The following is an 11,233-nucleotide window of genomic DNA, read 5'->3' as shown; positions in this document are numbered from 1 at the left end:
ACAGTTTCCGACAATAGGTTTATTGTCCGTCTGGAGTGAGTTCGAAGCGAATGAGCCGAAGTCCTCAGGCGCTCGCGGCCGCAGTGACCGAACCGGCGCTTCCCGACCGATACTTCGAGCGGCCCGAGCGAAGCCAGGAACAGTTAGAACGGGCGTTGACGGACGCGATCGAGCGGATCGGCGAGAACCTCGACCGGTACTACGACCGGTTCCCGACGGCTTCGAGCGACGACCTCGTCTACGGGTCGACCGACAACACCGACGGGTGGACGACCGCCTTCTGGACCGGACTGTGCTGGCTCGCCTACGACGTGACCGGCCAGCGGCGGTTCAGAGACGCCGCCGAGGCACAACTGGAGACGTTCGCGCACCGCCTCGACGACGGCCTCGTCGAGACGCACGATCTGGGCTTTCTGTACACGCTGTCGGCGGTCGCCGGCTACCGGCTCACCGACGAGGAGCGGTATCGATCGATCGCGCTCCGCGGGGCCGATCTGCTCACCGACCGCTACTGGCAGGCTCCCGGGCTCCTCCAGGCCTGGGGGAGCATGGACGACGAAGACGACGAGAACCGCGGGCGGATGATCGTCGACACGATGATGAACCTCCCGCTGCTGTTGTGGGCCAGCGAGGTCACGGAAGAGCCGCGGTACCGAGCTATCGCGGCCTCCCACGCCCGCACGAACGCCGCCCACATCGTCCGCCCGGACGCCTCGACGTTTCACACGTTCCGGTGTACCGTCGATGACGGGACGCCACTGGGTGGTGAGACGGCCCAGGGGTACGACGACGACTCCTGCTGGTCGCGCGGGCAGACGTGGGCGATCTACGGCTACGCGGTCGCCGCCGACTACCTCGACACCGCTGCCTACGCGGGGCTCTCGGCCAAGGTCGCGAACTACTACCTCTCGCACGTCGAGGACGACCACGTCCCGCTGTGGGACTTCGACGCCCCGACTGACCCGGCGATCCGAGACAGCTCGGCCGCCGCCGTCGCCGCCTGCGGGCTGGACGAACTCTCCCGACAGCTGCCAAGCGGCGACGAGCGCGTCCCGGCCTACCGCAACGCCTCGCTGGCGACGCTGGCCAGTCTCACCGAGCACTACACCGCGGGCGCGGACTCGAACGGACTCCTGACCGACGGTGCGTACCACCCGTCGGACGGCGACTACGGCGAGTGTTGCATCTGGGGCGACTACTTCTACGTCGAGGCGCTCGTCCGGGCGACCCGACACTACGACCGGTTCTGGTAACCGCCGACCGACCTCTCGGTGCGGTGGCCGCGGCGAGCGGCCACCATCACGACGCTTCGACGTTCGCGAGCTGTGCCGCGCCGACGAGCCCCGCCGCCGACAGGAGCACGAGACCCAGCATGCCGAACGCGACCGTCCAGCCCAGCCGATCCGCGACGCCGCCCGTGACGACGCTCCCGAGCGACCCGAGCAAGACGTACACGGTCCGCACGAGTCCGAAGCCGGTGCCCCGCTCCGCTCGGCCGAGCTGATCGAGAAAGAGCGCCTGGATCGGCGTGCTCCAGCTCATCGCGTACCCGGCCAGCGTGACCCCGGCGACGACCGGCACCAGGCCCGTGGCACCGACCAGCAGGGCGTACCCGGCGACGCCACTCGCCAGGGCAAGCATCGTCGCTCGGGCGCGACCGACGGCGTCCGACAGCCAGCCGGTCGCCGGCTGGGCGACCGCCAGGACGACGAAGTAAAGCGAGAACAGCAGGCTCGCTCGCTGGAGGGACAACCCCTGTGCCGCCACCAGAAAGGTCGGGAGAAACGACGTGGCCGCCATCCCGACGAACTCCGCGAGCACGGCCACCGCCGTCCCGTAGGCCAGCACCGGCCGAGAGAGGATGTCCCGGAGCAAGCCCGCGTCGAACTGTCGACGGACGCTCACGTCCGGCCGACGCGGCGGCGTGGGCCGGACGGCCGCCCAGAACAGGAGCAGTATCGGCGCGGCGACGACCCCGACCAGTAACCCGGCCCGCCAGCCGAACCGGACGCTCACGGCCGCGACCGAAATCGGGGCCAGCAGGCCCGCCGCCTGTCCGCCGATCCGATGGACGCCGATCGCTCGACCGACGCCGTCGAACTCCCGAGCGAGGAGCGTCGTCCCGGCGTTGTAGTACAGTCCGACGCCCGCGCCCAGGGCGACGACGACGAGGACGAACAGCGGGAAGGTCGCCACGACGGCGAGCAGGACGCTTCCGACGGCCGCCGTCGCGAGCGAGACCAGCACGACCGGGCGCTCGCCGAACCGGTCACCGAAGACACCGGCGGGGTACTGCACGAGCGCGTACGCGGCCCACATGCCCGTCAGCGCCGCACCGATCGACCCCTTCGACACCTCGAACGCCCCGGTGATCTCTGGGACGAGCGGACTGATGACGAGTTGGCCGACGCGGCTCCCGAAGAAGGCGAGCACGCAACTCGCGAGGACGACGTGTCGATAGCCCCGCTCCATCTATGCCAGGTAGAACGGCTGGGTCCAGGCCGCGTCGTCGCCCCGGCCACGACATTCCACTCGAACGTAGCTGTGCTCCCGTCCGTAGACCAGATCGTCCGGCAGGTGGAATCGGACCGTCTCGCCCGCTCTCGTTCGCTGGACCCGCCCCCAGTCGCTCACCAGACGGGCCGTCACGCGCTCGCTCGCGTCGAGTTCGATGCTCCCGTCCTCGACCGCGATTCGCTCGATATCGACGCCGGTCGAGACGTACGTCTGTCCGGCAGTCAGGGCTTCGAGCACCGCCGCGGGCGTTCGCTCGGCCACCTGTACGACCGTCCAGGCGTTCCCGATATCGACCGCGTCGTGGGTGTCGTCCGTTCCGAAGCCCCAGACGCGCCGCCCGGCCGACAGGAGCTGGTCCCACCGATCGGTCGCCAGCGGCGTGCCCGGGCACCGCTCGATGTTGCCGTTGTAGATCTCGATGCCGTGATAGCCGGTCAGCTCCGATAGCCGGCGCTGTGGCCAGTGGTCGAAGTCGGCCTCCCAGTTTGGGTGTGCGGGGATCGCCATCGCCCCCTGTTCTCGGATGTCGTCGACGACGGCCTGGCGGTCCGCCCGCGGCTCGACGACCGCCGTCGCCCCGACGTGTACCACGTGGGTGCCGTTCGCCGTCACTTCGACGGCCGGCAACAGCGTCAGCGACGTGTCCGCCCGATACCGGTCGGGATCGACAAGCAGGTCGTGGTCAGAGATTGCGAGGAAGTCGTGTCCGATCGACTCGTAGGCGTCGAGTACTTCCTCGACGGTGTCCGCGCCGTCGGTCTCCGTCGTGTGCGTGTGGAGGTTCCCTCGCAGCCAACGCCCGTCGCCGGTGTAGGGGTGTTCGATCTGCATACTGTTGGCGAATTAATCGGATGGTATTAAATCCACTGCCACTTTGCCCGCTCTCGAACACACACTCTTTTGGGTCGGAGCACGCACGGTGAGCCATGATCGAGAACCGAGCGACACTGGAGCGCAGTCCGGACCACGCTCTCGCACTCGACTGTCTCGAACGCGCGATCGCCGCCGCGGCACCCGAAGCGGCGATCCGGTCGGCCGTCTCTGTCACGGATGAAACGCTGTCGATCGCCGACACCGAGTACGACCTCACCGCGTACCGCGACGTGTTCGTCGTCGGCGGCGGGAAAGCCGCCAGCGGCGTCGTCGCCGCGCTGGAATCGATCCTCGGCGACCACGTTACCGACGGACTGGTCGTGACCAAACACCCGACCGACGGCGACCGCGTCCGGTGTGTCACCGGCGACCATCCGCTTCCGTCCGAGCGCAACGTCCGGGCCACGACCGACCTGCTGGAACTGGTGGCGGCCGCCGACGCCGAGACGCTCGTGCTCCCGGTCGTCACCGGCGGGACGAGCGCACTCCTGACGGCTCCGGCCGGCGACCTCTCGCTGACGGAACTCCGCGAGACGACGGCGCTGCTGCTCGACAGCGGCGCGCCCATCCACGAAATCAACGCGGTCCGCAAACACCTCTCGGAGGTCAAGGGGGGCCGCCTCGCACGGGCGGCCGCGCCGGCCACGGTCGCAACGCTCGTTCTCTCGGATGTCGTCGGCAACGACCTGTCGGCCATCGGCAGTGGGCCGACGGTCCCGGACGAGACGACCTACGGCGACGCCCTGGCCGTGCTCGAATGGTACGACGTTACGCCGCCGGACGCCGTCGCCTCGCACCTCGCGGCCGGGGACGCGGGTCGGCGGTCGGAAACGCCGACCACCGCTGCGCTGTCGGCCGAGCGCGTCCGGACGCACCTGGTCGGGGACAACGCGCTGGCGCTCGACGCGGCCCGCGATGTCGCACGCGAGGCGGGGTACACGCCGCTCGTGGTGACTTCGCGCCTGCGTGGCGAGGCCCGCGAGGCCGGCACGACCTTGCTGGCCGTCGCCGAGGAGATCGCCGCCACCGGCGACCCGATCGAACCGCCGGCAGTCGTGCTGGCCGGCGGGGAGTGTACCGTCTCGATCACCGGCGAGGGCGGGACCGGCGGTCCCAACCAGGAACTCGCGCTGTCGGCCGGGATCGAACTGACCGGCGAGACGATCGTCGCCGCCGTCGACAGCGACGGCGAGGACGGGAGTTCGGCGGTCGCTGGCGCGCTCGTCGACGGCGAGACGGTCACGGATCGGGCGGCCGCCCGAGAGGCGCTCGCCGCCAACGACGCGGGCCGGTTCCTGAGCGAGACGGACGCGACGATTCGGACCGGCCCCACGGGAACGAACGTCAACGACATCGTGGTCCTCGTGGTTCCCGATCGCGCCTGATACCGTCGGCTGTCACTTCGTAACGGGATTCGCTGTCGGGATATCGAAATCGCGGACAGATGGACGGCCGACAGTACGACCGACTCCGCCGGCCGCGCTCGTCGCCCCTATCGGCCGACGACCGGATTCCGAAGCGTTCCGATACCTTCGATCTCTGCCTCGACCGTCTGGCCCGGTTCCAGCACCTCGACCGGATCGCGGAAGATGCCGACGCCGCCGGGCGTCCCCGTCGAGATCACGTCGCCGGGCCGCAGCGTCATGGCATCGCTGATGTAGGCGACGAGCTCGCCCACGTCGAAGATGAACTGCTCGGTGTTCGAGGACTGCTTCGTCTCGCCGTCGACGCGCAACTCCACGTCGAGGGCGTTCGGATCGATGTCGTCGCCGGTGACCAGTCGCGGCCCCATCGGGGCGAACGTGTCGTAGCTCTTGCCCCGGAAGAACTGCCCGTCTTCGTTCTGGGCCGTTCGCTCGCTCACGTCGTTGAGCACGGTGTAGCCGGCGATGTGGTCGTAGGCGTCGGCCTCGTCGACCGAGGAGATCGTGTCGCCGACGACGACGGCCAGTTCGACCTCGTAGTCGACCTGGGGCGGCCCCTCGGGATCGGGGTGGACGATCGGATCTGCCGGGTTGGTGACGGCGGTCGGGGCCTTCCCGAACAGCATCGGGCTGTCCGGCACCGTCTCGTCTTGCTCCTGGGCGTGATCGTGGTAGTTGAGGCCACAGCAGACGATCTTGCCCGGCTGTGGCACCGGTGCGAGCAGCGACACAGCGGTGGGATCGATCTGCGTCGACGCCCCGTTCTCGATGCGGGCTGCGACGTGTGATCGGTAGCTGGGGTTCGCGAGGTCGTTCAGTGACGGCTCTCCCCACGGGAGATCGGACAGTGCGTGAATCGTCTGTTCGCGTTCCAGACCCCACGCTGGGGTCGTTCCGTCGGTGTATCGAACGAAGCGCATCAGTTCGATAGGCGGCAGTTCGACCCTTAAATCTTGAGATCCGTCGACACCCGCCGACCGGCGGTATCAGCCACGTTTATGACGCTCTCGCCACACAGTGGGCGCATGGAGCGAAACCAAAGCGCCAGCGAACTCTCGGTTCCGGAGGCGACGATCGTCGACGCGTGTGGCGATCTCGACCTCCCGAAACTCGGTGTCGTCGAACAGGTCTGGGAGACCGATCCGATCCCGGCCGCGGCCATCGACGCCCACGTCGAGAGCGCCGTCGATGCTCTCGAACTCGACGACGTGCCCGCGGGCGGCGAGATCGCGCTGGGCGTCGGCAGCCGGGGAATCGACAACGTCTCCGAGATCGTCGCAGCGGCCGTCTCGACGCTCGAAGACAGGGGGTACGATCCGTTCGTCTTCCCGGCGATGGGGAGCCACGGCGGCGCGACCGGCGAGGGACAGGCCGAGATGCTCGCGGAACTGGGCGTCACGGAGTCGTCGATCGGCTGTGAGATCCGGTCCAGCATGGACGTGGTCGAGGTGGGCCGAACGCCCGAGCGGGACGTGCCGGTCGTCGCCGACGCCCACGCCGCCGGGGCCGACGCCATCGTCCCGATCAACCGCGTCAAGCCCCACACCGACTTCGACGGGGCCGTCGAGAGCGGGCTCTCGAAGATGCTCGTCATCGGGATGGGCAAGCAACGGGGCGCGAAGATCGCCCACGAGTGGGCCGTCGACTGGTCGTTCCGGAACATGATCCCGGAGATCGCCGGGCAGCTGCTCGACGCGTTGCCGGTCGTGGGCGGGATCGCCCTGCTGGAAGATCAGCACGACGAGACGACGCTGATCGAGGGCGTCCCACCGGGTGGCTTCCTCGACCGCGAGCGGGAACTGCTCGAACGGGCCTACGATGTCATGCCGACGCTGCCCTTCTCGGAGCTCGACGTGGTCGTGTTCGACAGACAGGGCAAGGACATCAGCGGCCAGGGGCTCGACACGAACGTCATCGGCCGTCGGGCCTTCGCGATCAACGAGCCGGCACCCGACGAGCCGACGATCAAGCGCATCTACACCCGCGGGCTGACGGCGGCGACCCACGGCAACGCGATGGGCGTCGGCTCGGCGGACCTGATCCACGAGGACGTGGTCGCCGAGCTGGACGCCGAGACGACCCTGATCAACGCGCTCACCGCCAGCACCGTCCGCGGCGTCCGTCTGCCGCCGGTCGTCGAGAGCGACAGGGCCGGTCTCGTCGCGGCGCTCTCGACCATCGGCGTCGTCGATCCCGAGACCGTTCGCGTGGTCCGGGCGCGTGACACCATGCACCTCGCTCGCTTCTTCGCCTCCGAGGCCCTGATCGAGGACGCACGCCAGCGCGAGGACCTCCGGGTCGTCGAGGAAGCGACGCCGATCGAGTTCGACGACGGCGCGTTCAGCGCCTCGCTGGCGGACTGACGGTCGCTGCTACTTCTGTTCGAGACTGACTGTCTGTACCGTCTCTCCCTCGCCGTCGCCGACGGTGACCCCCGACCAGGTCCACTCGACGGTCGGCGGTTCGGTCCAGGCCGTCGGGCTGGCTGTCCCCGGCACGCCGAGGACGGCCGACGCGAACCGGTAACTGCCGGGCTCGAAGGAGCGAGAGAGGACCGGGACCGCGGTACGGGGATGCTGGACGTTCGTGTTCGGGACCGGTGTGGTCACCGCTGGCTCACAGCGGTTCCCGCCGCCGACGGCCCGGAGACCGCTGAAGTCCTCGAACGACACCGCCGCCATCTGTCCCTCGGTCGTCTCTCGTACGTCGTCGGCGTACCGTTCCTCGGTCGTCGGCAGCGCGAAGCCGCCCTCCGCGGTCTCGATCGCTCGCGCGGCTTCGAGCTGGTGGATGCGGACGTGCCACGGTCCGACCGGGAGCACCTTCGTCCTGACTGTCACGTCGTCGAAGGGGTCCCACGTCGACGCCGCGACGCCGTCGTCGACGCTGCCGTCGAGGTCCGCCGTCCGTCCGCGGAAGTGCTCGCCGTCCGTACTGACCACGAGCGTGCTGTCGATTCCACAGGCGTCGAGTCCGGCGATCCCGTCGTCGACGCCGAACCCGAAGTGACTGGAGTAGGCGAACTTGTCGTACTTGTTCCGGTAGCGGGGCGTGGCGGTGTCGCCGGTGAACGCGACGACGTGGTCCGGCCCGCGCCGGACGAGCAGGTCCGCCGCCTCGATCGGCCGCTGGCGGTCGAGTTCGGGCAGCGGCCGTTCCTCGGCCGTCCAGAAGGGGTGGTCCGCGTCGGCGATCAGGGGCAGGAACGCCCGAAACGCCCAGTACGGCGAGGACGGGGAGTTGTACCGCTCGGTCATCTTCTGTGAGGGGTAGCGGTAGCCGACGGTCAGCGTCCCGTCGGCGGCGAAGATCGGCTGGTCGAACCACCACCGGAGATTCCGGAGCCACAGCCCCCTGATCTCGCCCCACGGGAGGTCGGCGTCTCGACCGACGAGCGCGAGCGCGCCCCAGAACGCGGCCTGGGCGAACCGGTAGGTGAGACTCCGGCCGTAGGGGACCGCGCGCCCGCTGGGCTCGAACAGGTGGCGGTACTCGCTTGCGAACTCGACCGCCCGCCGCCTGAACCGGGCCGCTCGCTCGGCATCGTCCTCGGCCAGCCAGGCGTAGAGGAGCCCCTCGACGTGCATCGTCCACGCACAGTAGTAGTCGACCGGGGCGTCCGGACCGTCGGCGTACCAGCCGTTCTCCAGCGCGAACGTTTCCAGACGGTCCAGGTCGGTCGCGACCTGCTGGCGGTCGAACGAGGCACCGACCGACGACAGCCCGACGTTGGCCAGCACCCGGAAAAAGCGCCAGTTGTTGTCCGGGATCCACTCGCCGTTGGCCGCCGTCAGCCAGGTCTGTACTCGCTCGCGTTCCGCCTCGTCGAGTGGCTCCCAGAGCCGCTCGGGGACGAGCCCGAGCGCCATTCCCAGACAGGAGCCCTCGACGACCTTCTGTCGCCCGTCGGCGATCGTGCCCCAGTACTCAGGGTGATCCGGGTCCGTTCCGTTGACCAGTCCCGCCCGATACCGTTCCCACCCGTCGAACTCGCCGCCGCCGGCCGCGAGTGTGGCGAGGCCCCACAGCGAGCGAGCGTACCCCTCGATCCCCGCTTCGTGGTTCGGGAACGACGCGCCGGCCGCGCCGACGCGAACGAGTGCCCCGCCCGGACTGTGGTGTGCTTCCAGGGGTGCGACGAGCTGTCGCACCGCTCGCTGTACGTCCGACCGCGTCTCCAGTGGGTTCTCCGTGACTGGATTTCCCATACCACCCCAACCGCGCTGTGGACAATGTATGTTGTGGCTCTGCCCTCGACGCGCGGCCGGCCCTCCGACCGCCGATGTGGCCGACAGCATGCTCTCGTTCGGTGCGGAAACTCAAGGATTTATAAATAGCGGTGTCGAAAGAGCTTCGCATGGGTCAGTCGAGCAGTGGCTCCAGCCATCCGGCTTGACTCGACGACGCAGAACCACAGACCACTATGAGCTACAACGCAGCGATCATCGGAACGGGCGGTATCGCCGGCATGGGCATCCTCGGGATGCACGACGAGGACGCCATCGGAAACGAAAAGATCGACGCCAGTCACGCTGGCGGCTACGCCAGCACGTCGGAGATCGAACTCGTCGCCGTCGCGGACGTAGACGAGGACAAGCTCGACACGTTCGGCGACGCGTGGGACATCCCCGACAGTGGCCGCTATCTGGACCACGAGACGATGCTCGCGAGCGAAGACCTCGACGTGGTCTCGATCTGTACGCCGTCGTATCTCCACGACGGCCACGCGATCGACGCCGCACAGTCGCCCGCCGATCCGGACGTGATCTGGTGTGAGAAGCCGATCGCCTCGGACGTGTCCCGGGCACAGGAGATGGTCGACACCTGCGCGGAGACGGGGACGGAACTGGTCGTCAACCACTCGTTTCGGTTCACCGAGAAGCTCCAGCGGCTCCGCTATCTCATCCAGCACGAGAACATTCTGGGCGACGTGCGGTCGGTCAGCACCCAGTACCGCATGGAGCTGATGCGCAACTCGACACACGTCCTCGACACGCTCGTCTTCCTGCTCGATACGGTGCCACGGGAGGTCAACGGCTACATCACCGGCGAAAACGAGGCCGTCGACTCGCTCGACGTCGACGAGACGGTCGACGACGCCGGTGGCGGCGGCTACGTGGTCATGGAGGACGGGACCTTCGTGACGGTCGACTGTACGATTCCCCGCGATATCTCTTCGATGACGCTGAACTTCGTCGGCACCGAGGGGAAACTCTATCTCAACAACGACGACGGCGAGTGGCGCTACTGGCGGCTCGAAGACGGCGAACACGTCGAGACGCCACTGGACAGCATCGACGGCGAGTGGACCTGGGACGACGACTACAAGAACTCCTTCGCCAACGCCGCCGCCCACGTCCAGGACCTCCTCGCGGGTGAATCGGAGAACTACTCGCCCGGCGAGGAGGCCGTGCGATCCCTGGAGATGATCGTCGGCTTCTACGTCTCACACTACACCGGCGGCGTCGTCGACGTTCCCCTCGACCGACCGCTGCGTGACGTGACGATCACGTCCTGGTGACACTGTCGGCCGTCACTGCTTCTCGATCGCGGTCGCGAATTACTGGACGATCGCCGGTTTCAGAGCCACGGCGCGCCGTCGCGCTCGACGAACCGCTCGGTCCGGTCGATCGCCTCGATCGCCTCGACGTCCTCCTCGTCGAGTTCGAGTTCGCGCGACGCGAGGTTGTCGCGGATGTGTTCTTCGCTCGACGCCTTCGGGATCGGCGTCACCACGCCTTTGGACTGGAGCCAGGCGAGACTGACCTGTGCCTCACTGACGCCGTGTTTCTCCGCGATCGACTGGAGTTCGGGCAGCTCGAAGACGTTCCCGCGTGCCAGCGGCGAGTAGGCCACGAGGTTGTAGTCGTGTTCGCGTGCGTGAGCCAGCAGTTCGTCCTGCTGGAGCAGCGGATGCATCTCGACCTGGTGGGCAAACAGCGGGGCGGAGAGCTCAGCAAGCGCCTCGTCGAGGAGTTCGGCCGAGAAGTTGCTCAGGCCGACGTGGTCGATCAGGCCCCGCTCTCGGAGTTCGTCGAACGCCGGCATCGTCTCCGCGGGATCGTAGTTGCCCACCGGCCAGTGGACGTACAGCAGGTCAAGCGAGTCGAGTCCGAGGCGGTCGAGGCTGGCTTCCAGTCCCTCGATCACTTCCTCGTGGGCGAGTCCGAACTTCTCGGCGTGGACTTTCGTCGCGACGAACACTTCCTCTCGGGGCACGTCGGCCTCGGCGATGCCCTCTCCGACGAGCCGTTCGTTGTCGTAGTACTGTGCGGTGTCGACGTGGCGGTAGCCCGCTTCGAGTGCGAGACGGACGCTCTCTCGACAGGTGTCCGGGTCGGTGTTTTGCCACGTACCGAGTCCAATCGCTGGCATCTGACGCATATCTGGTCGATTAGGCCCCACTCATTTAGCCTCTT

At 68.1% G+C, this 11,233-nt stretch carries 9 protein-coding genes; 4 read left to right on the top strand and 5 right to left on the bottom strand.

The features are described 5' to 3' along the window. Positions 1 to 50 precede the first annotated feature (50 nt). Positions 51 to 1,253: a glycoside hydrolase family 88 protein gene (locus HMUK_RS16465; RefSeq protein WP_015764199.1), complete on the top strand. Its 1,203-nt coding sequence runs from the start codon at positions 51 to 53 to the stop codon at positions 1,251 to 1,253. A gap of 46 nt (positions 1,254 to 1,299) precedes the next feature. Here the strand turns inward: HMUK_RS16465 and HMUK_RS16460 are convergent, their stop codons facing one another. Together HMUK_RS16460 and HMUK_RS16455 are read right to left on the bottom strand one after the other, a co-directional pair. Then, positions 1,300 to 2,472: an MFS transporter gene (locus HMUK_RS16460; RefSeq protein ID WP_015764198.1), complete on the bottom strand. Its 1,173-nt coding sequence runs from the start codon at positions 2,470 to 2,472 to the stop codon at positions 1,300 to 1,302. Then, entirely contained in the window at positions 2,473 to 3,348 is an 876-nt protein-coding gene (locus tag HMUK_RS16455) for a CehA/McbA family metallohydrolase (RefSeq protein WP_015764197.1), read from the bottom strand. A gap of 95 nt (positions 3,349 to 3,443) precedes the next feature. On the opposite strand from HMUK_RS16455, the gene HMUK_RS16450 reads away from it, so the two are divergent. After that, entirely contained in the window at positions 3,444 to 4,775 is a 1,332-nt protein-coding gene (locus HMUK_RS16450; protein ID WP_015764196.1) for a glycerate kinase type-2 family protein, read from the top strand. A 107-nt stretch (positions 4,776 to 4,882) separates the two neighbouring features. On the opposite strand, the gene HMUK_RS16445 is transcribed toward HMUK_RS16450, so the two are convergent. Next, the gene (locus HMUK_RS16445) at positions 4,883 to 5,734 is read right to left on the bottom strand and encodes a fumarylacetoacetate hydrolase family protein (RefSeq protein WP_015764195.1); all 852 of its coding nucleotides are present in this window, start codon (positions 5,732 to 5,734) and stop codon (positions 4,883 to 4,885) included. 105 nt (positions 5,735 to 5,839) lie between these two features. On the opposite strand from HMUK_RS16445, the gene HMUK_RS16440 reads away from it, so the two are divergent. Continuing rightward, positions 5,840 to 7,177 carry a nickel pincer cofactor-dependent isomerase, group 22 gene (locus HMUK_RS16440; protein ID WP_126967182.1) on the top strand — a complete coding sequence of 446 codons (1,338 nt, stop codon included), beginning with the start codon at positions 5,840 to 5,842 and terminating at the stop codon, positions 7,175 to 7,177. A gap of 9 nt (positions 7,178 to 7,186) precedes the next feature. On the opposite strand, the gene HMUK_RS16435 is transcribed toward HMUK_RS16440, so the two are convergent. Beyond that, positions 7,187 to 9,022 (bottom strand): DUF2264 domain-containing protein, encoded by a 1,836-nt coding sequence (locus HMUK_RS16435; protein WP_015764193.1) that lies wholly within the window; start codon positions 9,020 to 9,022, stop codon positions 7,187 to 7,189. A gap of 215 nt (positions 9,023 to 9,237) precedes the next feature. Here HMUK_RS16435 and HMUK_RS16430 point away from each other — a divergent pair, with 215 nt between their 5' ends. Continuing rightward, complete coding sequence (locus tag HMUK_RS16430; protein WP_015764192.1) at positions 9,238 to 10,335, top strand: Gfo/Idh/MocA family protein; 1,098 nt, start codon at positions 9,238 to 9,240, stop codon at positions 10,333 to 10,335. Positions 10,336 to 10,394: 59 nt separating this feature from the next. Here the strand turns inward: HMUK_RS16430 and HMUK_RS16425 are convergent, their stop codons facing one another. Beyond that, positions 10,395 to 11,198 carry an aldo/keto reductase gene (locus HMUK_RS16425; protein WP_015764191.1) on the bottom strand — a complete coding sequence of 268 codons (804 nt, stop codon included), beginning with the start codon at positions 11,196 to 11,198 and terminating at the stop codon, positions 10,395 to 10,397. Positions 11,199 to 11,233: the final 35 nt, after the last annotated feature.

This window comes from Halomicrobium mukohataei DSM 12286 (assembly GCF_000023965.1).
GTDB lineage: Archaea > Halobacteriota > Halobacteria > Halobacteriales > Haloarculaceae > Halomicrobium > Halomicrobium mukohataei.
The sequence above is the reverse complement of the archived record's forward strand: the minus strand, read 5'-3'. Positions and strand labels throughout refer to the sequence as shown.

Excerpts from the sequence above, each read along its gene's own strand:
- HMUK_RS16430 (WP_015764192.1), top strand. The coding sequence starts at position 9,238 with ATGAGCTACAACGCAGCGATCATCGGAACGGGCGGTATCGCCGGCATG.
- HMUK_RS16445 (WP_015764195.1), bottom strand. The coding sequence starts at position 5,734 with ATGCGCTTCGTTCGATACACCGACGGAACGACCCCAGCGTGGGGTCTG.
- HMUK_RS16455 (WP_015764197.1), bottom strand. The coding sequence starts at position 3,348 with ATGCAGATCGAACACCCCTACACCGGCGACGGGCGTTGGCTGCGAGGG.
- HMUK_RS16435 (WP_015764193.1), bottom strand. The coding sequence starts at position 9,022 with ATGGGAAATCCAGTCACGGAGAACCCACTGGAGACGCGGTCGGACGTA.
- HMUK_RS16440 (WP_126967182.1), top strand. The coding sequence starts at position 5,840 with ATGGAGCGAAACCAAAGCGCCAGCGAACTCTCGGTTCCGGAGGCGACG.
- HMUK_RS16450 (WP_015764196.1), top strand. The coding sequence starts at position 3,444 with ATGATCGAGAACCGAGCGACACTGGAGCGCAGTCCGGACCACGCTCTC.
- HMUK_RS16460 (WP_015764198.1), bottom strand. The coding sequence starts at position 2,472 with ATGGAGCGGGGCTATCGACACGTCGTCCTCGCGAGTTGCGTGCTCGCC.
- HMUK_RS16465 (WP_015764199.1), top strand. The coding sequence starts at position 51 with ATGAGCCGAAGTCCTCAGGCGCTCGCGGCCGCAGTGACCGAACCGGCG.
- HMUK_RS16425 (WP_015764191.1), bottom strand. The coding sequence starts at position 11,198 with ATGCGTCAGATGCCAGCGATTGGACTCGGTACGTGGCAAAACACCGAC.